Below are 25,047 nucleotides of genomic sequence, written 5' to 3'. Positions count from 1 at the left end.
CTTACCTTTAATCTTCTTCTTACTCTACCTAGCAGGAAATCCCAATCACAATATGTAACTACATAAAGAAAGAATTACATGATGTCAAAAGATGTGAACGATGGCGGAGGGAACTACATTGAATACGAATATTTTAAGCGTTATTAGCGATATCCAAAAGAAAGTTAACTTTTCTGGAAGTATTCTTATTAAAGATGAACACCATATACTAGCTGAAAGTAGCTACGGCTATGCCAATCGAGCTGACCAAATAAAAAATAGCCTTGCTACGCGATACGGTATTGCATCTGGCTGTAAGCTCTTTACAGCTATTGCGATTTGTCAGCTTGTAGAAGCAGGCGTCCTTTCGTTTGAAACAAGATTAAAAGATTGCCTTGATATTAATTTTCCTCGTTTTGATGAAATCATTACTGTTCATCACCTTTTAACGCATACAGCTGGAATACCTGACTATTTTGATGAAGAAGTAATGGATGATTTTGAAGAGTTGTGGACAAAAACCCCAATGTACAAAATAAGAAACTTAGAAGAATTTCTTCCTTTTTTCCAATATGAACCGATGAAGTATAAAGTTGAAGAGCAGTTTCATTATAATAATGCCGGTTATATCCTACTCGGCTTAATTATAGAGCAAACAACTCAGCTTTCATTTCATACATACGTAGAAAAAGAGATCCTACATAAAGCACATATGACAAGCTCTGGCTATTTTGAACTCGATGCTTTGCCAAATCATACAGCACTTGGCTACATTGACTTTCCTGACGACAAGTGGAAAACAAACATTTACTCCCTTCCTGTTAAAGGAGGTGCAGATGGCGGGGCGTTTGTAACGGTTTATGACATGAACCGCTTGTGGAATTCTCTTTTAAATCATCAGCTACTCAGTAAGAAATATACTACGCGTTTGCTTACCCCTCATACTGAAACCAATAATGAAAATAGTTTTTATGGTTATGGGGTGTGGATGGAGAAAAGGGAAGATACTATTTTCAAGTATCATGTTATGGGATATGACCCCGGTGTTAGCTTTCACTCTGCTTTTTATCCTAAGTACGGTGTCACTACAGTCATCTGTTCAAACAAATCACATGGAGCCTTTCAGATTATGAAAGCTGTTGAAGAAGAGTTGTGTAACTCTTATTAGCTGCGGATACAAAAAAGCTCAACGTTTAGTTAACGCTGAGCTTTTACCTGATTATTGATTGCCTTGCTTTACCCATCCAGCTACTGTTACTGTACGCTTTGCTTGATGCTTCACTGTTGCTTCCACATCTTCAACCATTTTCCCATTTTGATCAACCGTTACGCTTGTTCCGTAAGGGTTCCCACCTGAACTGAAAATGACTGGATCTGTGTACCCTGGTGATGCAACAAGCGCGCCCCAGTGATGCATTGTTGTGTATAGAGATAAAAGAGTTTGTTCTTGACCACCGTGTGCGTTTTGTGCGGATGTCATCCCACTAACGACTTTGTTTGCTAATTTACCGTTAAACCACAGTCCACCCGTTGTATCTAAGAACTGCTTAACTTGTCCTGGTACGTTTCCGAAACGAGTTGGAATGCTAAAGATAATTGCATCAGCCCACTCTAAATCAGCAAGCGTTACTTCTGGTACAGCAGCTGTTTCTTCTACGTGTGCCTTCCAAGCTGGATTTGAATCAATTGCTGCTTGTGGAGCTGTTTCAGGTACTTTTAATACTTTTACATCTGCACCTGCTTCTTTTGCACCGTCTGCTGCCCACTGCGCCATTTGGTAGTTTGTACCTGTTGAACTATAGTAGATAACCGCTAATTTTACATTTTCCATTTTTTCTTCCTCCTTAGTTGATGTTCCAAATAATTTATCTAAAAATCCCATTTCTCTTCACCTCTATATGCGTATTCATACCGCTGTTTCATCTGGATGAGTAAAATCACCCCCTTAAGTCGGTATTCTGTTTTATTTCTAAGATGTATTGTTACATGAAACTGCTATTATTCTGGTCTTGCAATTGTAAAAGTCTCACCAAGTTTAGCGTAGTCGTTGCCGGCCAAGCGGCTAACAGCTTTAAGGCCGTGTGGATCAATTCGCCCTTTATCATATAGCTGATCTTCAATGTGATACTGAACAACTTTTCCAATAAGCAAGTCGGTACTTGTTTCTTCACCTTCTCCTAAGGGAATTGCCTGTTCAAGTACACATTCAAAGCGAACCTTTGCTTCTTTTACTCCCGGTACCGAAACCTTTTTACTTTCGGTCAAAATCAACTTAGCTACTTCGACTTCACTTTCTTCAGCTGGAAGATTAGCTGCCGTCATATTCACCTGCTCAACATTATCTTCATCGACGATGTGAATCACAAACTCTTTTTTCTCCATAATGTTTCTTGCCGTATCTTTCATTTCGCCGCTTTTACGCTGGACTGAAATCGAGATCATCGGCGGGTTTGCAGAGACAATATTGAAATAGCTAAAAGGTGCTGCGTTAATTATTCCGTTTGTCGACTGCGTTGTCACAAAAGCAATCGGTCTTGGAATAATGCTTCCCGTTAGAAGCTTATAGTTTTCTCTTTCCGTTTGTGCAGATGGATCAATTGATAGCAATGAACTCACTCCTACTTCGTTTTACTATTTAATTCCACGGTCATAAAATGCATAAACTCTAATCTCTATATCATAATTCTCGAATTCGAGATATTTGTCGAAAAAAATATGCATTTTACTTTTGCAAGCCGTAAAAAGAAGTTATTTTTATCTTGAATTCGAGATAATTATAAAACGAATGCTTCTCTTCTGTCAACAGCTAATTAACAGAAACTTTCAAAAGAATACCGAACCTAGAGTTAGATTCGGCTAATAGCATTGCGATAGCGGTTACAACTAAAAATTTGCTTACACGTTCAATTCCTTTAGTATCGGAGCATTCATTTTTTCAAGCGTTTCTTTTACATATTTTCCTACGTCAACTTTTTCTTTTAGCTGATCTGCTGCTTTTAACAGTTCCCATTCTACAAGCTGATTAGAATTTTCAACGATAAGCTTACAGCGCTCAAAACGCTTTTCCATAAATTCTTCTAGCGTTTCTGAAACACTAAGGTTCCGCTTTAGTAAGTCTGCTAGTACAATGACATCTTCAATTGCAATCGATGCTCCTTGACCTAAGTGAGGAGCAGTACCGTGTGCAGCGTCTCCAACGAGCACGACGCGGTTTTTATACCAAGGTTTTGGCATTAAATGCGTAAAAATTGGACGATATACCACTTCGTCTGGATTAACAATATGTTCAGCTACTTCCGCAATGACACCTCCAAATACAGAAATCCGCTTCTTTAATAAATAATGGAGCTCGCTTTTAGGAAATTTGGGATTTCCAGGTTCATGAGTCGTTACAAGCAGATACATCTCTGTTTCAGACATCGGCACCAATCCAGCTTTTGAATCTTTTCCATAATAAAAGAGACCTTTATCAATTTCTTTTCGTCGTGGCAAATTATAGCGCCATACTCCCTGACCGCTATAGCGCTGCTCGACATCGGTAAAAAGTAGGTTTCTCAGGCTTGAATTTGCTCCGTCTGATCCAATTACTAAATCATACGTTTTCGTTATACCATTATCTAACTCTACCGTTACTTTGTGTTCATCGTTTTGAATCTGACTCACGGTTGTGCCCATATAAATCTTCGTATCTGCTTTTTCTACTGCTTTAAACAAAATCTCATGCAGCTTTCGTCTTGAAATTCCGTTGACGCCAGGGTACCCTTCAATTGTTGGAGAAGGAGTGTAAAACAAAAAGTCACCTTGCCCTGTGTAATAATCAAAGCCCGAGTAGGAAGTTCCTTGTTTTATACACGCGTCTGCTAACCCAATTTCGTTTAGCGCTCTAAGCGCGTTAGGTGGTTGAATGATACCAACCCCGTAAACGTTCCAGTCTAACTCTTTTTCAGCAACCTCTACTTCAATTCCAGCTTTTTGGAGTGCTAATGCAGCAGATAAACCGCTAATGCCTCCGCCGACAATTAAAACATTTTGTACCTGTCTATCTTTCATCACTCATCACTCTCCTTTTATACAAAGGTTTAGTTTACGTATTAAGCATAGCTACGGCTCTCGTCCAACCTCCGCTTGCACCTTTTATCTTGACGGGAAAAACTGAAACCTTAAAGCCATAAGGTGGTAATTGATCTAGATTTGCTAGTTTTTCAATTTGACAGTATTCTTTTTCTCTTCCAACATAATGAGCTGCCCATAGCACCCCGTCTCTTGGATTTTTTTTATAATCAGCTGCTTGAACTGCTAACGGAATATCCCAGCCCCAACCGTCTGTCCCCATTACTTTAATGCCTTGTCCAGTCAGCCATAGCGTTGCTTCTGCCGTCACGCCTACATGAATTTCACTGTACTTAACGTTATACCGCTGTTTATCAGCATCACAACGAATCATGACAATATCATACGGCTTTAGTATATAGTTAATGCGCTTAAGTTCAGCTTTTAGATCCTGGACCGTCACCGCATATCCAGGTGGTTTATCGGTAAAATCTAGTACAACACCATCGCTAAAAAACCACTCTAAAGGAAGCTCATCGATTGTTCGAGAAGGCTTTCCTTCAACTGTGGGCCAGTAATGCCACGGAGCATCTACATGGGTTCCGGCATGACTTGTTAAAGTCATAAATTCGCCTGCTAGTCCTTTTCTCTCTGGAAAGTCATCTGGAGAAACTCCAACTAATTTTGCTCCGAAATCTGCCCCTTCTTCATGCGTTTCATATCGAATCGAAAATGGCAGCGGATCTTTCAAATCTTCTTCTATCGAAACGCTAAGGTCAACGATTTTCATTTATATAATTCAATCCTTTCTTCCTTAAACGATTATATTTTTTAATGAACCAAGCTCTGTAATTGATAACTCCACTTCATCCCCCGGCTCCAGCCAACGGTGTACTTCTATCCCAAGCTCCATAATACATCCATAACCAACGGTTCCAGACCCAATAATATCTCCTGGGTATAGCTTCACTCCTTCTGATGCTCTTTCTATCATTTCACCAAACGTATAAAATACTTCTTTAAAATTGCCCTTGGAAAGGACTGCCCCGTTAACACTAGCCGTCATTTCCAAATCAAAACGTCCGTTTACTTTATATGGTTCAAACTCTTCTTTTGTAGCAATATAAGGGCCAATGGATGTTGCAAAATCTTTTCCTTTAGCTGGTCCAAGGAGCACTTTCATTTCTTTCATTTGAAGATCTCTCGCAGACCAATCGTTTAAAATGGTATAACCAAAAATATATTCTTCCGCTTCATCTGCTTTAATATCTATGCCTTCTTTACCAATAATGCACGCCAACTCTAGTTCGTAGTCAAGACGCATACACTTAGCCGGTCTCTTCACTTCTTCATTTGGTCCCTTCAAAGAGTGAGGGTTGGAAAAATAAAAGATTGGCATTTCGTACCATTCAGGTGCCACTTTATCACCATTTCGCTTTGTCGCATTTTTGACATGCTTCTCAAACGCAACAAAATCACGAAAGCTCGGTGGGTTAGAAAGAGGTGGTGCCAGCTTTACCTCGTCAATAGACTGAGAAGAAACTTCCTCTGACTTTAACAGTTCTTGAATGAAAGGCAAATAGCTTTGCTGGTTTTGGATAATTTCTAGCATTGAACTTGGAATGTCTCCGTTGGAAGCTTTCTCTAAATCAATTATTTGATCATCTTTCAAACAACCAGCACGTTGATTCCCTACCTGGTTATAAAAGGTTACAAGTTTCATTTATATAGCCTCCTGCCTCACTTACTTCTCTAATTGTTCCTTGATCCAATCATACATTTCATAGGTTTCTGTAATATTATCAACCTGGCAGTGTGATGAGCCTGGGCTGCTTTTTGGAACAATTTTCAGGCGTCTGGAACACGTTAAATCATTGTATACGTTATACGCATTATCCACTTTATTTTGATGGTCATCTTCACCATGAATAATATAAGTTGGAGCTTTAATTTTGTCAGCTACTCCTCTTAAGTTATAGTGCTGAAGCTTTGCTCGCGCTGCTGACATATCCTCCACTCCAAAAATATGCTGTAAAATTTTTGCTAGCGGATGATTGTCAGGACGCTTCGCCCATACATCGTTATAATCGTACACAGCTCCCCAAATAGCGCATGCTTTAAATCGTGGTTCAAAAGCGGCACAGCGTGCAGCCATATAACCTCCCATTGACACAGCCATAACACCAATTCGATCCCGATCAACATCTAGATTATCTACTGCCCATTCATAAGCAGCCGTCCCAGCTACGTCATAATCATGACGAGAATGGATATGGTGAAGACGAAGAGCTCCACCTTGTCCAGGACCATCTAAAGCTAATAAAGAAATGCCTCGTTCATTTAAAAACTGTGCCGGCCCATAATATAGCTCTTCAGCCGTAGAATCAAGACCTCCAAACATCACCATCATTGGACCATTCTTTTGACCTGGTGCTTCAAAGAAATAACCAGGCAAAGATGCGTGCTCAAATGGAATATTCACTGCTTTTGGTGGATGGTCTAGCAATTCGCTCCCTTTTTTGAACGACTCAACTGACTTTAAATACGTTGGAATTTTGCGCTCATCATCAGGCTGAAGAAAGAATTCAGCGGTTCTGAAATAATTTGCTGAACGTAAATAAGCTTCACGAGCGGTTTCTTTATTACCCTTATCCATTGCATTATTGGCTTTAGATAACGCTTTATGACCTGTGTTCATCCACTCTCGATGAAAGCTTTCAAAATCGCCAAGTTCCATTTTGCTCGCAGCATCTAAAATTTCATTAACCTCTCCTCCCCCAAAATATGATTGGCTAATCATTCTTACAATTTGATATGACCACATATAATTATCAGGAAAATAACGCCACATTCACAAACACTCCTTCATCTCATCGTTGTTATTTAATGATTTTTCCGGATTTATCCCAAGGCATTTCACGACCCCAAGCGTCGTTTGGGTTTTCTTCTAGACTCCAACGATATGGACCAAAGTCCGGCGCAAAGACAAGGTGGGCACCGGCATATAATTCAAATCGATTGCCACCCGGCTCATCTACATAAAAGAAAAATCCTTCAGCAAGAGCATGGCGCGTCGGACCTCCCATCGCTAGTTCGTATCCGCTCTCTAAAATGTGATCTGCAGCTAATAACACTTCTTCACGACTTTCCACCGCATAGCATACATGATTAAAACCACCTGGTTTGCCAGTGTGAGACTTTAAGAATGCAATATCGTGAGAAAGATTGGTTACTGAAAGCCAAGCACCAATTTCTGGGCTTCCAGGCTCTTCTGCATTTAAAAAGATTCCTTCGTTGTAACGGAATCCAATATTTTGATAGAATTCGCGGTCTTTGGCTACATTGTTACTGTGTAGCGTAATATGGTCAAGACGGCGAGGTGAAATACCACGTCCAGGATTTTTTTGCGGACGATTTTTCCACTTACTTTGAAGTAACGTCGGCGCTTCATAAATTTCGACGTCCCAGAATATTTCTTCTAAATGACCATCTGGAGATTGAAACTGATAGGCTTTTCCATGCCCTAAGTCTCCTTCAACCCAACCGATTCCTTGACCCATCTTTTCTAAATACACAGCTGCTTCTTCTAAAGCGACTGGGCTATCAGCACGCCAACCAATATGGCCAAGTCCCGGTTCTGGACCTTCTGTAATTTTCAAACTATGATGGTAATGCTCTCCCCAAGCACGGAAGTAAATGGATTTTCCTCTGCGCCCTGATTCTTCTAAACCAATAACATTCTTGAAAAAGTTAGCTGACTCTTCTAATTTCGGACTCATTAATTCAACGTGTGCAAGATGGGAAAAATAATGTAGATTTTTATACATTTATACTACCTCCTATAATAAAGAATTTTTTGAACGCTGCATTACAGCGCTTTATCTACCTTAATTATAGAAAATAACATTTTTGAAAACGTTTATTTTTTTAAGAAAAATCATACTGTTTTTTATCTTTTTCTAAATATTTATGTAAATATTGACTATCGTTTTTCTCAATAAAATCATATTGTTTTTTATTCTTTTTTCTCCTTTCATTACTTAAGTGGTGTGCGTGCATTTTTCGATACTGATGCGGCGTAGTATGAAATGTATCTTTAAATAATTTATGAAATGAATTTAGATTCGCAAAGCCACACTCTAAAGTAATTTGGATAATGGACATGTCCGTTTCTACTAAATAATGAACAGCATGCTCCAACCGAACGCCGTTTACATATCTTAAGAAAGTTTGCCCCATTTGCTTCTGAAAATATCTTGATACATAAGGCGGTGTTAGCTGTTCAATTGCAGCTAGCTCATCTAATGTAATTGGGTGCATATAATGTTTATGAATATATTCTGTTAATCGACTCATTCGCTCAATATCTTTCTTGGCTGCTCGTATTCCTTTCTCTACTTTAAAGCGACTAACTAATTGATAAAGCAAATCTAGTAAAAGAGAATGGACTTTTAAATCATGATGATTCTTCTTTTTGTCCAAAGTCATATAAAGCTGTGCGAGTAAAGATCGAATCTCATTATACTGTTGCTGATTCTGTTTTCCGGCTGAGTAACATTCAAACTGTACTTGCTCAATCGACTTATAACACTTTTTTATAAACAAAATAGGGATTTGAACCATAAGAATGACATTATCATGATTACTTTCAACACCATGCACTTCGTTGCTATTAATGAGGAGTAAGTCATTTTGTGATAATGTATATTTCTTACTACCAACAAACACATCCACCTGTCCTTTTAGTAAAAATAAGAACTCAATTCGATTATGCCAATGCTTTGATATAACTTTTACGCTTGTCATTATGGTGAACACAGGTAAATCTTCATTCACGCTTACTTGTTCGTAAGGATATTTCATGTTCGTAGCTCCTTTTAGTTTTATAATACGAAAAAGAGATTTACTCATAAGTAAATCTCTTTTTCAATGCTGCTTATTTTTCACTTGCCATTTCAGATGAGCGTACTACACGTTGTTGTTTGGTTAATTTAAGAGCTAATAGTATTGTGAAGCCACTAATGATTGTAATGATGAGAAACGTTGTGCCTAATGCTATTTTTTCAGAGGCTAATCCATTCGTCATATTCATATATAAGCTAACAATTACCGATATTCCAACTGATCCAGCTATTGAAGTTAACGTGCTGTATACTGCTACCCCGTGAGCAATTAAACGTTGAGGAATAGCATTCATCGCAGCTGTTTGTAAAGGTGTCATGACAAGACCAATCCCTACCATTCTAATTGTATACAAAACAACTAATAATGTAATCGAAGACTGTAAACCGCTAAATGATAAAGGAATTGTTGAGAGAGTAATGGTTAAAAAACCTGCAATAACAAGTGATCTAGCTCCTACTTTATCTGTAAAACGGCCTATAAACGGTGACATAATTCCCATCAAGGCGGCACCAGGTAATAAAATGAGTCCTGATTCAAGAGCAGAGACTCCTTCCACTTCCTGCGTATAAATTGGCAACAGCGTTTCCACCCCTAGCATTGTTCCAAATGCAACGGTCATCATCACACAGCAAAATGTAAAAATTTTATATTTAAATACTCTCAGTTCAAGCATTGGATTAGCTAGCTTCAATTGTTGGACAATAAGTGCAATTAGTGCAACAATACCAACCGCTCCAAACATTATTGTCTGTTGATTCATCCACCCTAATTCTCCAGCTAAGCTTAAAGAATAGAGAATGGATCCAAAAGTTATTGTTGATAGGAGAACAGAAGGTATACTTAGTTTTTCAGATTGATTGGTTTCAGTTACATTTTTCAGCGAAAATAATGATATGATTAAAACGACTAATGTTAAAGGTAGCGTGCCGTAGAACAAATATCGCCAAGAAAATATATCAACTACTGCCCCCGCTAACGTAGGAGCTATTGCTGGTGAAAAGCAGATTACAAGCACCATTAGCCCCATAGCTGATCCTCTTTTTTCCCGAGGAGTAATTAATAGAATAATATTGGATACAAGCGGCATGATAATTCCAGCTCCAACAGCTTGAATAAAGCGCGCAGCAAGCAATACGGAAAATGTAGGAGCGATGCCTCCAAGCGTTGTTCCAGCTAAGAAAATGATGACTGAGGTAAAAAAGAGCTGGCGCGTAGAAAATTTACTAATAAAAAATGCTGATACTGGTACAATAATACCGTTAACAAGCATAAATGATGTAATAAGCCACTGCGCTTGACTTGCTTGAATTCCAAAATCACTGATAATTTTTGGAAGTGCTGTAATTAAAATCGTTTGATTTAATAAAGCTAAAAAAACACCTGCCAGTAGAACCATCATCAACAGCTTTCTGTTAACAGGCGGTGTTATCGTTTGTTCCTGCATTTGATCGACTCCTTATATTTTCAATATGATATGTTTATTTACTTTTATTTTAATTGTTTTACTGGTTAAAAACTGCCGCATTTTTTTTATACATGCGGTCATTTTTTATCTTTTCTTTTAAGAGACATACACACAGGTTAAAAATTAACACCTTTTTGTTATCCTTCTGACCACGATAAAGCACGCTTCTCCATAATCGAAGATGCGTGCTTCATATTTAAACTGTAACTATTAGAAAGAGCTGTCTTTACGAGCTTGCACGTTGGTTTAAATCATCCTGAATTGTTTTTAGCTTATCTTCTGTTAAACCGTACAACATAACAGGGACAATGGCTATTAAGAATAAAACCGCTGGAGCAATGTTTACCACAACATTAATACCATTGATGGCTTCTGCCGTTTGTTCAGCATTTGCTTTATATCCAAAGTAACCTAATAAAGCTACTGTTCCAGCTCCACCTAATGCACTTGCAAACTTTGTGGATAAGCTCGTTGCAGCGTAAGCGGTTCCATCAATGCGTATGCCGTTCTTATGCTCAATTTCATCGATGGCATCTGGAACCATTGCAACAACGATTGGTGTTGAAAACTGCATTAATCCGAATACAAAGGTACCAGCAAACAGTAGTGGTAAATTACTGTAATCAACGAAATATAAAAATACTAACGACAACGCAGATCCTGTATAAGCAATATAAAGCATTCTTTTCTTACCAAATCGTTTAGCAAACCTCGCAAAAAGCATAATTCCGAATACTGCTCCTATCGCTGGCAGTGGCATGAATAAAGCAACTAAATCCATTCTTTCAATAACATATAAATAATAATAGATTTGAATGCCTATTCTACCAAAAAATGCGGTCAGAGATAGTAGTAAGATAAAGAAGATACAGATTAATGATTTGCTAGTAAATATAGCTTTTAATGATTTTTCAAAGGATATTTTTCCTGTGTACGTTGGCTGAACCACTTCTTTACATTTAAAGAACACGAGATACAGCATTGGTACAGCTATAAGAGCTAATATAAAAGCAGTAATCGTATAGCCTCGAGCCGTTATCTGTTCTCCCGCTCCTCCACTAAAGAAAACAATAAGCGGCATTGTGATAATGCTAAGTAAAATAGTACCTAAGTTTGTGGAAAGCATCCGAAACGAGCTAAGCGCAGTTCGTTCTCCAGGATCTTTTGTTATAACCGCTCCAAGGGAGCCATAAGGTAAATTTACTAACGTAAATAACATCCCAAGCCCAATGTACGTAAAGATAGCCCAAGCAATTTTAGCTTCTAGACTCCCTCCAAATCCTGGTGCTGTAAAGGTCAGTACGCTAAATAAAGCTAAAAGCGGCGTCCCGTACAAGATATATGGCCTAAATCTGCCGTGCCTTGATTTTGTGCGATCAGCAATCATGCCCATCATAGGATCATTAATTCCATCCCAAATACGAGAGATTAGCATAATCATTGCTACAATTGCTGGTGTAAGACCTACTATATCCGTATAGAAAATTGTTAAGTACGATCCGCTAAATGTCCAGAACAATTGACTACCAAAGTCACCTAAACCATAACTTATCTTCGTTGATAACGGTAACTTTTCAGACGATTCTACCGTAGAATGTGAAACAACCGTTTCTGTTACCGCATGACTCGTATTTAAATTTCTCTCCATTCCCTTCACCCCTTATACATAATTTAAGCAGCTAAATTAATTATTAGATTTTTCTGTCTTCTCCTTCCAATCCACTCTCTTATCTCTAAAAAGAAAACGCTTTCTTGTTTTTATTTTATATAGCTTATCACCCTGTCGATATGTATTTCTTACACCTACAACAGCTAATATTTAATCTCCTTCTTTTTTCATGCTAGAAAAGAAGATTAATAATTCATCTATTTCTTTTGCAGTAGCCCTTAATACAGAAAGAGGTTCCAGTGCTGCAGGCACTAGCTTTCACAGGGAGAAAGCAGAGCGAATTATCTTACACACCATGACACTACTTTTTAAACCTGAATTCCGAACTAACAAAAAATATCCGAGCTATCGAAAGTAGTTAACTCCCAATAGTTCGGATAGATCACTGACTGAACCCCTTATGCCCCAGCCTCTACTTTATACTTGATATTGTCTTCCTAATAACATTTTTTCCATTTGTAAATGCTTTCTAGTCATTTCAACAGCTTGGTCAGATGCTTCATATTCAGACATAATATATCCGTTAAAGTTGGCATCTTGGATCACTTTTAAGATATCTTCATAGGGAATGCTAGCTTCTTCAAGATGGTCGAACATATAGTGAAATTTACCGTGAAAATAAATAACATATGGCATAATATTTTTTAATCCTTCCAAATCCGGCTTGCGAGAAAATGTGACAAAGCCGTACATTCCTTGAAAAGCACCCATAACTGCATTATTAGCTCCTGCTTCAATTAAACGCTTCATGGCTTGGTCTTTTGGAACACCATCATAACGTAAGCTCGCTGCTAGTTCCAACAGCTTGAGAGGAGCTCCTTTTTCTAGCGCTTCGTCCCAGTATACTTTATTAGGTTTTGTAGCGAAACATCCAAAATCCGGTACAAGACCAATATATTCAGATCCTACTCTATCAAACATCTCTACATATGCCTTTGTTTTTTGAGAGGATGGAATCTCCGGGTTGTGAATTTCCACTCCCACTTTTACTCCGTAATTTTCTGCATATGGCGCTAGTTTTTCGATAGCAGCTGGCGATAGATGCGGCTGTGCTCTCATCATCTTACACCCTAATTTGTTAGCCGTCTTTATATCTAAAATCGCTGATTGCACTAACTCATCGTCAGTGAGGTCCCTTCCCGTCATGACACCTCGATCGGCGCTTGCTCCATAGGACACAAAATCAATTCCATAGTGATCTGTCATTGCCTTAAACTCATTAATTACTTTATCTGTCGCATAAGGATATGAAGGAAGCATCGTTGCTCCAACTAGCTCAAAGCCTTCAGCACCGATTTCTCCAGCAGAAGAAATACAATCTTCAAGTGAGAGCTTACCTTTGACAAAATCGGTCGAAAAGCTAAATAATGAAACGCCTAGCTTAATTTGATTCATCGATTTTCACTCCCTTCTTTACCCTTACAGGTAGCGTTTTACTACCAGAAGAATTCAGTACAGCATAATTATGTTTTGGGGTGTTACCCGGAACATACATATAGGCATTTCGTAGTAAAAGCGTTACGTCGATTGTATGCTCTCCATCTTCCAATCCGCCAGGCGCATATACCTTTATTGTTGCTGCTTCATTAACCTTCCAAAACTCTGAAATTAAATAAGGAATTTGTGCCATGGTAAATTCTTTATTATTCAGACAAAACGTCATATCCGTTGGGTCAACTTCTTCACCATCAACCATTACTTTCAATTCTTCAATACATGATAAATAGTGGCCTCGGTAATAGCTAAGTCTTACTTGGAATTCGTAGCCTAACTTTTGATTATTCACATAGGTATGAATAAGACTGTCGTCGCATACTGTATCCACAAATTCTAATCTCATTACAAAAGTCATGATATCCCCTCCCGCTTCTTATTTGTATACCGCAACATTTTCGTTCTGTTCAAACACAACTTCCTTACCAGTTTCTGCCGATTTATAAATAGCGTCTAAAATTTTAGTCACAACAAAAGCTTCTTCTGGTTTCACAAGCGGCTCTTTATCTTCTTCTACTGCTTCTAGCCACTGCTTTGCTTCTAATACTTCTGGAGATTTGCTTCCGCCTTCAAAGTAGGCAATGTTTCCAATTGGTGACTTTCGCTCTTCCACTAAGCGTCCATGGTGGGAAGAGTTATATACAAGCTCTTTCTCTTTAAAGCCCATACCTGAAATGACCTCAGCTCCTCCTTTGGTTCCACAAAGGGTTGTTGCTGCTTCTCTCGCATCTAATACGTTCAATGCCCACGAAGACTCTAAGAAAATAGTTGCTCCGTTTTCCATTTTTATATAGCCAAATGCAGAATCTTCTACTTCAAACGTTTCAGGATCCCATTCACCAAATAAGTTTCCTTCCGTTGCTTCAGGTAACTGACCTAACTTATGAAACACTGATCCAGTTACTGACACAGGTTTGTAGTTATTCATCATCCACAGCGTAATGTCTAGAGCATGTGTTCCAATATCAATTAAAGGTCCACCACCTTGCTGGGATTTATCCGGGAAAACACCCCAAGTTGGTACTGCACGTCTTCTCACCGCGTGAGCTTTTGCAAAGTAAACATCTCCTAGCTCTTCATTTTCACATGACTTATGCAATGCTTGAATTTCTTCACGGAAACGATTTTGATACGCGATTGTAAACTTCTTCCCTGATTTTTTCCATGCATCCATCATTTTTTGAGCCGCTTCAGTAGTGTGAGCCATCGGCTTCTCACACATCACGTGCTTTCCAGCTTCAAATGCCGCTACGGTAATTGGACTGTGCATCACGTTTGGTGTTAAAACATGTACAATATCAATAGTTTCATCTTTCAATAACTCCCGATAATCCTCATACACTTTTGCATCCCCAGTTCCAAACTCACGAGCTGCTTTCTGAGCTCGTTCCACAACTACATCACAAAAAGCAACCATTTCACATCTATCTTTTAAATGAGTTAAAGCTGGAAAATGTTTTTGGTTTGCAATTCCTCCGCAGCCAATGATACCAATTTTTAATTTCTTCATTAGATATACACTCCATTTCATTAATAATTTAAATTGAATCCGTTTACATCTTTAATTTTATCGCTGAATCACTCTTTTTTCTTTTGACTTTTTAATATGTAAACTTTCGATTTTGAGCCTTATTTTTAATGCTTTTCCTACTAATAACAGGAAGGTTAAAAAAGACTACTTAATTTTTAAACTAGTATTAAAGTTGACTAAAAATTTCTTAGCTAAAAAAGGTTAGAATCTTATAGATAGATTCTAACCTCTAATTAATAACGTTACTTCATAAAGTCTTACTTCGTGCGGCTTTAGCTTTCCATTCAGCTTGATCGCATGATTTCCAATCGTATCATGTCCAACCGACATATAAGGAGCACACCTTTGCTTTAGGTATTCTACTTCGTCAGGTTTTATATCATCAACTGAGCCAAAGTTCAGCCACTCATCTAATACACTTCCGTAATGACGGTTAACTTTGCGCTCTTTAATTCGATACGTTCCGTTACTCACTCCTTGTATTTCTATTGAAATATTCAAGTCCTCATTATTCTCAAAAATGCTATATTGCTCATTAATTGTTGTTGTTCCTTCTGGAGATAGGTAATATGCGTAGTCAAAATGCTTGTAATTAAAGCACAAAACCTGATAGCGATCTCCTGATTTTTTCGTTACAATATAATTTTCGCCTTTAGCAACTAAAATCTCTCCTAATTGTTTTAATAATGTAAAGGCATGATAGCTTGGCTTTCGAATTCCGCTTTTTGTTAATAATCCAGCCCCACCATAAATTAAGCTTCTCGCATCCTTAAAATCACTAAAAATATCCGAACACATCCAGTAGCCCATTATATTAATATACCCATTTAAATTATCTATTATATTTTTGGTAATGTATGTGGCTTTAAAACAACTATCGTTTAATAGTTCTCGATTTGAAATAGAAATATTCCATTCAGTAGCATTTAATTCAAGGTTTTGAAAACCTGAGTTTCCTAAAGCATGTTTTACTTGTTGAATTTTATGTTCCATATAATTAGGATTCACAGATAGTACGTTTTGTTTATTTACTTTGGTAGTTTTCCGGTCAACTTCAATTGGATAAAGAGAAATGGATAAAAAATCTGGGTGCACGTCTTTTTTGTGCCATTCTCTAAGAAACAAATTAAGCTTTTCTTTTTCAACATCCATCGTTAAGCCACACCCACCTACTTTAGCTCTTGGAATAATATCGTTAATCGCTGTTTTCAAATAGCTAAATAGCTGAAAATATTCTTCAAACTGTTTGGGATCGTGTCGCTTTGTTGTCTCTGAACGTTCTTTTTCTTGTTCCTGTATGGGATCAATTTCATGACTCCAAATTTCAAAATACCAACTTTCAACCTCTTCAACGCTATATCGCTCGATGCAGTTGAAAAGAAACGCTCTAATTAAACCTCTCCAATCTTCTGGATTTTTTTCACTGCTTCTTTGCAAAAAAAGCGAGTCATTAAATTTTTTAGAGAGGATTTTTGGCTTCGGTCCTAATTCTATAAAAGGTTTCAAGCGATGATTCACTAAAAAGTCTAACACCTTGTTCACATTAGAAAAATTATAGCTGACCTGTTCAGTTGAATAGTCTTCAATATGCATCTCATCGCTGAACACCCCCCAAAACCTTCCATATGTAAAGCTCAACTCTTTTTGTAAAAGCGCTACTTGTTCCTGCATATCTGAGCTTAACAAATCGGTTGCGTATCCTAAGTTAATCATTTTATTCCAATACTTAGTAAAAGCCTGAGCTTTTTCTGCTTTAACCGTATATACTTCTTGCACTGAATTTTCAAGGAGATCAAAATGAACTTGAGACGCTGCGTTAGTACGTAAATAGTGCTTTAGTTCTCTCACCGTCTTCTGTGTGTCCTGTGCTTCCTCCACTATAATCTTTGTTTCTTCGCTTTTCTTATCTAAGAGCTTCTTTTTTCGATAATCGATAGGCTTTTCATGATAATGCTCTGTAAAAACACGATTAAAAGCTGCTAGGTTAGGAAAGCCATTATCTAAAGCAATTCGCGTAATTGACTTATCAGTTAACGTTAATTCGTTAACTGCATAGGCTAATCGAACTTTATTTACGTATTGAGAGAATGTCTTGCCTGTTTGTTTTTTAAAAAACTTAGATAAATAGGGAACAGTAATATACTGAACGCTTGCTACTTCTTCTAAAGATAGCGGCTCTCGAAAATGTGCTCGAACATATTCTAATATTTCACTCAGCCTTTGACTATTTCCTTTGTCTACGGAATCAACATCAACTAGTAAACTCTCTTGCTTCTCTAAGTAAAACGATTCTAACCTTGAAACCAATTTAAGTGTTTTTTCTAACACCTCCACTACTGACGAATGAGGTTGCTTTAGGTAAACAGATAGTAACTCTTCAATGATTAAGCACAGCTTTTGGTTTTCTTTCTGAGGATTTTCAATTGAATTGCAGGTAAATTGTATATTTTCCTGAGACAATAAAGAAGATAATTGGAGGTAATTAAAATGCATGATGCTAAACAAATTATCTGCATTGGACATTAAAGAATGTGGTTCATTAGAATTCACAATGAGGAAATCCTGCTCGTTTAATTGATACAGTTTCTCTCTAACTTTGACATCTAACGTTCCCTTCACAACATAGATTAACTCAATTTCTTTATGTGCATGATTCAAAACGCTTCTTTCTTGCATAGTAAAAATATCAATTAGTTTTAAATCAATTGGCTTTTGCAACGGTTTAGTGCTAATCATAAGATAACCTCCAGCAAACATCTTTTACATCCTTTTATCGTTTACATGTAAGAGAGAAACTGCTTTCTGAGCAGTTTCTCTGCATTTATTATTATGAATCTATTAAGCTTTTTAAGAGCTTTTGATGATTCTTAACTTGCTTTATACTATCTACTTGGGCATAGTCTTGAATATGTCGATTCCCTTCATATTCGCTGTTAATATATCCATTATACCCAGCATCTTGTAAAACTTGAACAATATCCTTATATGGTATACTTGGTTCTTTCAAATCAGATGTAATATCGTAATATTTTCCGTGAACATGCATGATATAAGGAATATAATCCCTCAAAATGTTTGGATCTGTATAGACCAGGTGTCGAGCAAACTCAGCGTAGTTACGATCAACTTCATTTGCATTTTTCATTGCTTGTACGTTTGCTAACGTTTCATCTTTATCCATCCCTTGTGCGTATCTTTCACTCACAAATTTAATAATCTCAGGTGTTCCACCATCTCTTATATACCGTTGCTCCATAACCGGCGGAATTTCTTTTACAAAGATTCCTAAATCAGGCATAATTCCAAACCACTTTGTTCCACTGTCAGTGATGTAGTTCATCCTTTCCTCAAACCACGGGGTACCAAACGTAAATGGTGCATGAACTTCGAGCGCTATTTTCACTCCGTACTCTTCTGCGTACGGAAGACTTTTTTGAACAACCTCAAGAGGAGTGGAAACGAGCGTTCTTAGTATCGAAAACCCTAATTTGTTAGCTAGTTTTAAATCTCTTATCATCATCTCTACATTTTCTTCTAAGGTGAGTGAACGATTTGCAAACAATTTATTATCTAAAAATGCATCATATGCTACGGGTTCTACTTTATAATGGTCCATCCACCCAAACCAAGTATCTACAAATTCATCCGTTACCTTTGGAAATCTTTTTATCATTTGTTCAGGTAAAAGCTCAATTCCCGTTGCACCCGTCTTAGATACCTCTGCAATGCATTGCTCAAGCGTTAGTTCTCCTTTATAAAACTCTTCTTGATAGCTATATAAAGAAACACCTCTTTTAATAAGCCCTTGTTCCCCCATATTTATCCCTCCAAATTTCTATTATCATTTTAGTTAGCAAGTACAAGTTCCTTTGTATCTTCTCCTATATTCGGCCAAGGCAAATATGAAATTCGCAAGCTTATATTTACAGTTATTTCATGTGCACCTTCTGTTAATCCACCTTGTTTAGCAACGAATAATCTTGCTTTTTCTCCAAATTCCCAGCGATTGTTAATAACGGTTGGTAGCTCTTCATAAGGAAATTCTCCAGTTTCTATTTTAAACACCAAATCCTTATGCGGAATCTCTACTTCATCAATTTTTAAATCAATGCTGTTAATAAGAGAAAGGGCAATTCCTCTATAATAAGGAATGCGTAGCTGAATCTCAAAACCAATTACCTCATTGTTTTCTTTCACATTTTTAAAACCGTCTTCACAAATCATGTATTGTTCAAACATTAACCGTTCCTCCCCATCTACACCATATGCTAGGTTATTTCACATTTGCTTCTATCAAACTTTGTAAACGCTTTAGAAAAGTAGCAAAGAATTGAAAAGCATCCCTTATAGATAACCTTGACTACTTTGCCGTGGCAACAATCGATTTCTCCAAATAATATTCTTATTGTTATATTATTACTCCATTCACTCAGTCTTTTCCTATCTTGATTTTAGAGATTGGCTGAATACTCTTGGTGAAAAACATGGTCAACTCTTAGTAAGGAAAGTACTGTTTTAAATAATTTTTACTTAAATTAATAGAGTCTTTTCTTGCTTTTAAAGAGCTTTCAAACGCTTTATCTTCAACTTCAATAACTGCATAGCCGAAGTAACCAATATCAGTCAACGCCGAGATATATTTCCCCCAATCAACATCACCAAGCCCTGGAAGCTTCGGAGAAATATATTCAAGAGGGGTTGCCATTACGCCCACCTCATCCAAACGATTTTTATATATCTTAATATCTTTAAAATGGACATGGTGAATTCGATTTCTAAATTCATAGATTGGCTTTATATAGTCCATTTGCTGCCATACAAAGTGAGACGGATCAAAATTCAAGCCAAAGTTTTGATTCGGAATGAGCTCGAATACTTTTCTAAAAACAGCTGGTGTTGTCATTAAATTTTGTCCACCTGGCCATTCATCTCCAGTAAACAGCATTGGACAGTTTTCAATTGCAATTTTCACCCCTAGCTCTTCCGCAAATTCAACAATAGGCTTCCATACTTCTTTTACAACAAGTAAGTTTTCTTCTATTGTCTGATACTGATTTCTTCCAATAAACGTATTTACCAAGTTAATATCAAGCTTATGAGCCGCTTCAACACACTTTTTGATATGAACAATTGCATGAGAGTTCCTTTCTTCATCATCACTTAAAGGATTAGGATAATAAGCAATAGCTGAAATACGAACTCCTTTTGCCTCGGTATAATTTTTAATATAGTCTACATCTAAAAGATCGACGTCGATATGCGTTACTCCTGCGTATTTACGAAGCGCTTTTCCTCTTGGCCAAGCACAAAGTTCAACGCAAGAAAAACCATTATCCGCTGCAAAATCAATTACTTCTTCAAATGTACAGCCATCCAAAATTGCACTGTTAAAACCTAGTTTCATAAAATAACTCCTCTTCATGTTTAATTTTTCACTGTATAGTAGTGGTAACGCTTTTTATAGCACGTCATCGCCTTTATCCATACGTCGATGATGCGACTTTAAACTGACTTTTGTTTTCTTTAAAAAAGATTGGCTGCTGCTTAGCGGCTGATTCATAAAAATGATCAACTATATTCATCATATAAGCACCGTGTTCAGCTGGAGCCATTAAATCACCTTGTTTCTTAATGGCACTAATAAAATGCTCAAATTCATTCATCAATTTATGTGAAGTAGGAAGCTTAGGCAAAATATCTACGCAAGTGTCTAAAACTTCTGAGTAAATTTTCAACTCTCCGTTGATAATCGTAGCTCCTCCTTTTGAACCGGCTAATTCAATAAACGTTTGATCTTCTTCAATATTAGACGCCCAACTAAAATCAAAATGAATAGTGGCGCCTCTTTCAAGACCAATAAAGCCACTTGCGCTGTCTTCTACGTTAAAGATACCTTTTGGATTTCCCTGGTAACCATTTCGGTTACGCGTTGTGGTTTGATTAAAGTGATGATGAATGGCTCCTGAAACGTATGATGGATTAGGCATTCCCATCAAAAATAGTGCCAAATCTAAATAATGGACCCCTAAATCAATCATAACCCCCCCACCTGCTACTTGTTTATTTGTAAACCAAGTACCTCTGCCTGGTATCCCGCTTCTTCTAATCCATCCTGCTCTAGCTTTATAAATCTCTCCCAAGTGACCTGCATCAATAAATTTTTTTAAATAGACCGCTTCGTTCGTAAAGCGGTTATTAAGGCCCACCATCACTTTTTTTTTGGCTCGATTTTTCGCATGAACAATTCGCTGTGCCTCTGCACCATTAATAGCTAACGGCTTTTCGCAGTGTACGTGTACACCATGTTCTAATGCGTAAACAGCAATATCAGCGTGCAGAGAATTAGGTGTGCAAACGCTAACAAAATCAAGTTTTTCCAGCTTAATCATTTCTTCATAATTTTGATAGAAGCTGTCTGCTCCATATTGCTCTGCTACAGCTTTCGCCTGCTCGATATTCACATCACATACAGCTATAAGCTCAACATTTGGAATCAATAAGTAGTTACTTAAATGCTTTTTTATAGCGTTACTTCCTGCTCCAATCAATCCGTATCTTAACTTTTCATTTTTCATTTCTAACATCCCCTTTTGTCACACTAATAGGTCATTCATATATTTAATTGTGTAATCAATTCCTTTTTCACCTAATTCTTCGGTCCAAACAGATGAGTGAGGCTCTATGCTTAATCCTCCTAAATATCCTTTAACTCTCAGTAAAGAAACAAATGTTTTCCAATCTGTTTGATCCAATCCTGCAGGCGGATCATCAATTCTTATTCCATTGACAAGCAGTGAGCCTTTCAAATGTACATGCTTAAAACGCTGACCCCAGTCCACTGTCTCTTGCAGATAATCTCCTCCAAAGTAACGGCTATGAGATGGATCAAATTTAATTCCTAATTCCTTCAAATGACCGTGTACGATTTTCCACACTTCTGGACTGTGAACAAAATTACCTTTTCGACAATTGTAAGATGACACATCTACACCCTTTTGTTTCCCGTACTCGATTAACAGTGAGAAAAACTGAATGGCTGCTGTACAATTTTCATAGTAGGATAGCTCCTCCACATAGTTACACCCACATACGAAGTTAGAGCACTCTAACTCATTTGCTACATCAATTAGCTGAAAACATTTATCTAATTCTTCTTCAATGATGCGCCCCTTTTTGTCAATGCGTAGCGATTTCCATCTACCAATCGAACCAACATTAACGTTATAGGTTTTTTTATACTGCTTTAACTTCTCCTTTTGATCATAAAATGCTGACACATCTTGCCCTTCATTTATACATAGCTCAACAAAGCTAAGCTCTTTTTGCTGTGCGTATTGAAAGCTTTTTTCAACTGGTTTTGCAATTATACCGAGTTCAAGCATTAAAATAACTCCCTCCTTTGTTTTCCAATAATTCTTTTGTTATATATATCTTATCGAAGCTGAGTCAATCTGACTTTCAAACTCTTAATCAAAGGGGAAGCATTTTTAGACATATATATTTTTCGTTTTTCATTTCAAAAAAAGAGGTTAAAAATCAACGGGTGATTTTTAACCTCTTTTTATACTATCTAACTTTGATGATGTAATTCTTATTAAAGAAAGAAGTAGAAAAGGCCTTCTTCATTAAGATAGGTACGATGATACTTCCTGCTATGCCTGTAAAAGCAAAAAAACCACGATGATTAAATCCAAATAGAACATAACTTAGTGTCCCAATACAACAATCATACAATAAGACATTTGTAATCTGCTTTTTAGACACAGAAGTAATCAGTATTTTAGAAGGCTTCACAATGCGCATTATTGTCTTTCACCTCTTGTTGTTATAATGACTTTTGCTCAGCAATCGTAATTCACTTAATGTCACCCAACTACAATTCCTAAAAGAGTAGCAATTAACCAAGATATTGCGGTGAGTAAACCCGCTGACATAATCTTCATACCGCACATGCCTAGTAAACTATCTACACAGATTTGCATAATTGTATATGAATATGTATAAATGGAAAAAACAATTCCTAATTCCGTTGCCTTCAAGTGAAACGATTCTTAAATTGCAGGCACTGCAACTGGTATGACAACGCGACCAAAGTAATTTTAAATAACCATGTTGCTCAAAAATAATGAACATCTCGTGTGTCCTGTTTTTACTACTTACTCAGTCATAATAGCCTCCTTCTTTTGTTAGTTTGTACGCTGAATGAACTTGTCATTCTAGTGCGTATCACAAATTTTAGAGGGGGAAACAACGTATTTATAAATTATGTTTCGTTTCGTAAAAATCCAGAAAAAGTTTTTAGCCCTTTACTTTTTTCGTGTTCTCCCCTAACGATAAAATGAATTTCAATAGGACCTTCTACTAATTGCTGAATATGAAAGCATTCATTTTTTCTTGTGTTAGCTAAACTTAAAGGAAGTGCACTTATTCCTAACCCGTTTTGAACAGCCTGCATTACCGCTTCTAAAGAATCAAATTCGATTATCTTTTTATTCTCTTGGTTATGTTTTTTTGCATATGCTAGAAGCTTCTTTCGATATACACAATTTAAATCACTGTTTACGATAAGCGCTTTTGATTGATGAACATTTTTATCAAACGAAACAATAGCTATGCTTTCAAAATAAGTATAGACCTTTTGGAAAGCAGTTGGCTCATACTTGCCGCTAATAAACATTCCATCAATATCTCCACTTTCTAACCATTTCATTAACACTTGTTCTTGAGCTGTTTTCACTTTAATCAAAACGGTTGAATAGTTTTCTAAAAAATCGGTAATAAGCTGTGGGATTTTACCTGCTGAAACAGTTTGCGATGCTCCAATTGTCAAGGTTTTTTCGCTTTTTTCACTTGCTAACGTATCTTTAACTTCATTCATTAAGGTTAAAATCCGATTTGTATAGTCAATTAGAATCTCTCCTTCTTTCGTTAACTTTACACCTCTATTCGTTCGTTTAAACAATGAAACCTCTAATTCGTTTTCTAATACCTTGATTCGTTGACTTACGTTAGGCTGAACATAACCTAGCTGTTCTGCTGCTTTTGAAATCGATTTGTTTTCTGCAACTTCTTTAAAAATCTTTAAATCATTGCTTTCCATATCCGCTCTCCTCTTTGATATTAGTTAAAATGATATCTGTATTATTTATAACTATTATACTAATTTTTACCGGGGAGATATAATCATTTCTATAGAAGGGGATGATTCACGTGGAAAATGTAAAAGATAAAGTTTTTATTATCACTGGAGGCGCGACCGGGATTGGAAAAGCAACTGCTATAAAGCTTGCACTAGCTGGCGCAAAAGTCGTTATTAATTATCGAAGTTCAGAAAAAGAAGCGGAAAAACTGCAAAAACGTATTCAAACACTAGGAGGAAAAGCCATTCTTTCAAAAGCAGACGTAGCTAGTCAATCTGACGTTCGTAAAATGATTCAGCAAACTGTACACGCATTTGGGCACATTGATGGTTTAATTAATAATGCAAGTATCACCAGTCAAATTGCAATGAATGACTTACAAAAAGCTTCTGGTGAAATATGGGATTCTTTATACAAGACCAACGTAAAAGGAATGTTTCACTGCGTACAAGAAGCTGTTTCTTATATGAAAAAAGGTGGGTCCATTGTCAATATTGGAAGCGTCGCTGGAGTAACTGGAATTGGTTCATCTATTCCGTATGCTGCAACAAAAGCTGCTATTCATACAATGACAAAGTCCCTCGCAGTTACACTTGCACCTCATATTCGTGTAAACTGTATTGCACCTGGAGCTGTTGATACACCTTGGTGGACTGGGTATGAAGAAAAGATGTATGAGCTTGCAGGGCATTTACCGCTTCAGCGTATATCCTCACCTGAAGAAATTGCTGACAGCATTTTATTTATGCTCACTCAACCATCTATTACAGGGCAGGTAGTCACAATTGATAATGGACAAACACTTACCTAAAAA

At 37.1% G+C, this 25,047-nt stretch carries 22 protein-coding genes and 1 pseudogene; 2 read left to right on the top strand and 21 right to left on the bottom strand.

Annotated features, from left to right (window positions below):
* Positions 1–118 precede the first annotated feature (118 nt).
* Positions 119–1,147 (top strand): beta-lactamase family protein, encoded by a 1,029-nt coding sequence (locus NIZ91_07860; GenBank protein USY56559.1) that lies wholly within the window; start codon positions 119–121, stop codon positions 1,145–1,147.
* Between the two features lie 51 nt (positions 1,148–1,198).
* On the opposite strand, the gene wrbA is transcribed toward NIZ91_07860, so the two are convergent.
* The 21 genes and pseudogenes from wrbA to NIZ91_07755 all read right to left on the bottom strand — a co-directional run bounded on the left by wrbA (position 1,199) and on the right by NIZ91_07755 (position 24,193).
* Positions 1,199–1,810, bottom strand: a complete 612-nt coding sequence (gene wrbA, locus NIZ91_07855; GenBank protein USY56558.1) for an NAD(P)H:quinone oxidoreductase — start codon at positions 1,808–1,810, stop codon at positions 1,199–1,201.
* 167 nt (positions 1,811–1,977) lie between these two features.
* Entirely contained in the window at positions 1,978–2,586 is a 609-nt protein-coding gene (locus NIZ91_07850) for a flavin reductase family protein (GenBank protein USY56557.1), read from the bottom strand.
* A 288-nt stretch (positions 2,587–2,874) separates the two neighbouring features.
* Entirely contained in the window at positions 2,875–4,029 is a 1,155-nt protein-coding gene (locus NIZ91_07845) for an FAD-dependent oxidoreductase (GenBank protein ID USY57114.1), read from the bottom strand.
* Positions 4,030–4,063: 34 nt separating this feature from the next.
* Positions 4,064–4,819, bottom strand: coding sequence for a cyclase family protein (locus tag NIZ91_07840; protein USY56556.1), 756 nt, complete (start codon positions 4,817–4,819; stop codon positions 4,064–4,066).
* Positions 4,820–4,843: 24 nt separating this feature from the next.
* Positions 4,844–5,752, bottom strand: coding sequence for a fumarylacetoacetate hydrolase family protein (locus tag NIZ91_07835; GenBank protein ID USY56555.1), 909 nt, complete (start codon positions 5,750–5,752; stop codon positions 4,844–4,846).
* Positions 5,753–5,773: 21 nt separating this feature from the next.
* Positions 5,774–6,880 (bottom strand): alpha/beta hydrolase, encoded by a 1,107-nt coding sequence (locus tag NIZ91_07830; protein ID USY56554.1) that lies wholly within the window; start codon positions 6,878–6,880, stop codon positions 5,774–5,776.
* Between the two features lie 28 nt (positions 6,881–6,908).
* Positions 6,909–7,856 carry a VOC family protein gene (locus NIZ91_07825; GenBank protein ID USY56553.1) on the bottom strand — a complete coding sequence of 316 codons (948 nt, stop codon included), beginning with the start codon at positions 7,854–7,856 and terminating at the stop codon, positions 6,909–6,911.
* 100 nt (positions 7,857–7,956) lie between these two features.
* Positions 7,957–8,892 carry an AraC family transcriptional regulator gene (locus tag NIZ91_07820; GenBank protein USY56552.1) on the bottom strand — a complete coding sequence of 312 codons (936 nt, stop codon included), beginning with the start codon at positions 8,890–8,892 and terminating at the stop codon, positions 7,957–7,959.
* 73 nt (positions 8,893–8,965) lie between these two features.
* Positions 8,966–10,378, bottom strand: coding sequence for a DHA2 family efflux MFS transporter permease subunit (locus NIZ91_07815; GenBank protein ID USY56551.1), 1,413 nt, complete (start codon positions 10,376–10,378; stop codon positions 8,966–8,968).
* A 247-nt stretch (positions 10,379–10,625) separates the two neighbouring features.
* On the bottom strand, positions 10,626–12,047 hold the full coding sequence (locus tag NIZ91_07810; GenBank protein USY56550.1) for an MFS transporter: 1,422 nt from the start codon (positions 12,045–12,047) through the stop codon (positions 10,626–10,628).
* Positions 12,048–12,485: 438 nt separating this feature from the next.
* Positions 12,486–13,463: a sugar phosphate isomerase/epimerase gene (locus tag NIZ91_07805; GenBank protein USY56549.1), complete on the bottom strand. Its 978-nt coding sequence runs from the start codon at positions 13,461–13,463 to the stop codon at positions 12,486–12,488.
* Positions 13,450–13,920 carry a DUF6379 domain-containing protein gene (locus tag NIZ91_07800; GenBank protein ID USY56548.1) on the bottom strand — a complete coding sequence of 157 codons (471 nt, stop codon included), beginning with the start codon at positions 13,918–13,920 and terminating at the stop codon, positions 13,450–13,452. Before NIZ91_07800 ends, NIZ91_07805 begins: the two co-directional genes overlap by 14 nt.
* 18 nt (positions 13,921–13,938) lie before the next feature.
* Positions 13,939–15,072 carry a Gfo/Idh/MocA family oxidoreductase gene (locus NIZ91_07795; protein USY56547.1) on the bottom strand — a complete coding sequence of 378 codons (1,134 nt, stop codon included), beginning with the start codon at positions 15,070–15,072 and terminating at the stop codon, positions 13,939–13,941.
* 243 nt (positions 15,073–15,315) lie between these two features.
* A complete protein-coding gene (locus NIZ91_07790) occupies positions 15,316–17,829 on the bottom strand; it encodes a helix-turn-helix domain-containing protein (protein USY56546.1) in 2,514 nt (837 codons plus the stop codon).
* A 91-nt stretch (positions 17,830–17,920) separates the two neighbouring features.
* Positions 17,921–18,910 (bottom strand): sugar phosphate isomerase/epimerase, encoded by a 990-nt coding sequence (locus NIZ91_07785; GenBank protein ID USY56545.1) that lies wholly within the window; start codon positions 18,908–18,910, stop codon positions 17,921–17,923.
* 29 nt (positions 18,911–18,939) lie between these two features.
* Positions 18,940–19,332: a DUF6379 domain-containing protein gene (locus NIZ91_07780; protein USY56544.1), complete on the bottom strand. Its 393-nt coding sequence runs from the start codon at positions 19,330–19,332 to the stop codon at positions 18,940–18,942.
* A gap of 256 nt (positions 19,333–19,588) precedes the next feature.
* Positions 19,589–20,497, bottom strand: a complete 909-nt coding sequence (locus tag NIZ91_07775) for a sugar phosphate isomerase/epimerase (protein USY56543.1) — start codon at positions 20,495–20,497, stop codon at positions 19,589–19,591.
* Positions 20,498–20,570: 73 nt separating this feature from the next.
* Positions 20,571–21,668: a Gfo/Idh/MocA family oxidoreductase gene (locus tag NIZ91_07770; protein USY56542.1), complete on the bottom strand. Its 1,098-nt coding sequence runs from the start codon at positions 21,666–21,668 to the stop codon at positions 20,571–20,573.
* Between the two features lie 18 nt (positions 21,669–21,686).
* Positions 21,687–22,475 carry a sugar phosphate isomerase/epimerase gene (locus NIZ91_07765; protein ID USY56541.1) on the bottom strand — a complete coding sequence of 263 codons (789 nt, stop codon included), beginning with the start codon at positions 22,473–22,475 and terminating at the stop codon, positions 21,687–21,689.
* A gap of 573 nt (positions 22,476–23,048) precedes the next feature.
* Positions 23,049–23,204 (bottom strand): annotated as a pseudogene (locus NIZ91_07760) (MFS transporter).
* 152 nt (positions 23,205–23,356) lie between these two features.
* A complete protein-coding gene (locus NIZ91_07755; protein USY56540.1) occupies positions 23,357–24,193 on the bottom strand; it encodes a LysR family transcriptional regulator in 837 nt (278 codons plus the stop codon).
* Positions 24,194–24,303: 110 nt separating this feature from the next.
* On the opposite strand from NIZ91_07755, the gene NIZ91_07750 reads away from it, so the two are divergent.
* Complete coding sequence (locus tag NIZ91_07750) at positions 24,304–25,044, top strand: SDR family oxidoreductase (protein USY56539.1); 741 nt, start codon at positions 24,304–24,306, stop codon at positions 25,042–25,044.
* The last annotated feature ends 3 nt before the right edge of the window (positions 25,045–25,047 follow it).

The sequence above is a fragment of the Bacillus sp. 1780r2a1 genome (genome assembly GCA_024134725.1).
Lineage (GTDB): Bacteria > Bacillota > Bacilli > Bacillales > Bacillaceae_H > Priestia > Priestia aryabhattai_A.
Note: the sequence above shows the minus strand (reverse complement) of the source record. Positions and strands in the feature narration are given on the sequence as shown.

Bases quoted from the DNA above. Each gene is read 5' to 3' on its own strand.
- NIZ91_07780 (USY56544.1), bottom strand. From the start codon at position 19,332: ATGTTTGAACAATACATGATTTGTGAAGACGGTTTTAAAAATGTGAAA.
- NIZ91_07820 (USY56552.1), bottom strand. From the start codon at position 8,892: ATGAAATATCCTTACGAACAAGTAAGCGTGAATGAAGATTTACCTGTG.
- NIZ91_07755 (USY56540.1), bottom strand. From the start codon at position 24,193: ATGGAAAGCAATGATTTAAAGATTTTTAAAGAAGTTGCAGAAAACAAA.
- NIZ91_07790 (USY56546.1), bottom strand. From the start codon at position 17,829: ATGATTAGCACTAAACCGTTGCAAAAGCCAATTGATTTAAAACTAATT.
- NIZ91_07805 (USY56549.1), bottom strand. From the start codon at position 13,463: ATGAATCAAATTAAGCTAGGCGTTTCATTATTTAGCTTTTCGACCGAT.
- NIZ91_07800 (USY56548.1), bottom strand. From the start codon at position 13,920: ATGACTTTTGTAATGAGATTAGAATTTGTGGATACAGTATGCGACGAC.
- NIZ91_07825 (USY56553.1), bottom strand. From the start codon at position 7,856: ATGTATAAAAATCTACATTATTTTTCCCATCTTGCACACGTTGAATTA.
- NIZ91_07835 (USY56555.1), bottom strand. From the start codon at position 5,752: ATGAAACTTGTAACCTTTTATAACCAGGTAGGGAATCAACGTGCTGGT.
- NIZ91_07840 (USY56556.1), bottom strand. From the start codon at position 4,819: ATGAAAATCGTTGACCTTAGCGTTTCGATAGAAGAAGATTTGAAAGAT.
- NIZ91_07795 (USY56547.1), bottom strand. From the start codon at position 15,072: ATGAAGAAATTAAAAATTGGTATCATTGGCTGCGGAGGAATTGCAAAC.
- NIZ91_07765 (USY56541.1), bottom strand. From the start codon at position 22,475: ATGCTTGAACTCGGTATAATTGCAAAACCAGTTGAAAAAAGCTTTCAA.
- NIZ91_07775 (USY56543.1), bottom strand. From the start codon at position 20,497: ATGAAACTAGGTTTTAACAGTGCAATTTTGGATGGCTGTACATTTGAA.
- NIZ91_07785 (USY56545.1), bottom strand. From the start codon at position 18,910: ATGGGGGAACAAGGGCTTATTAAAAGAGGTGTTTCTTTATATAGCTAT.
- wrbA (USY56558.1), bottom strand. From the start codon at position 1,810: ATGGAAAATGTAAAATTAGCGGTTATCTACTATAGTTCAACAGGTACA.
- NIZ91_07815 (USY56551.1), bottom strand. From the start codon at position 10,378: ATGCAGGAACAAACGATAACACCGCCTGTTAACAGAAAGCTGTTGATG.
- NIZ91_07845 (USY57114.1), bottom strand. From the start codon at position 4,029: ATGAAAGATAGACAGGTACAAAATGTTTTAATTGTCGGCGGAGGCATT.
- NIZ91_07810 (USY56550.1), bottom strand. From the start codon at position 12,047: ATGGAGAGAAATTTAAATACGAGTCATGCGGTAACAGAAACGGTTGTT.
- NIZ91_07770 (USY56542.1), bottom strand. From the start codon at position 21,668: ATGAAAAATGAAAAGTTAAGATACGGATTGATTGGAGCAGGAAGTAAC.
- NIZ91_07830 (USY56554.1), bottom strand. From the start codon at position 6,880: ATGTGGCGTTATTTTCCTGATAATTATATGTGGTCATATCAAATTGTA.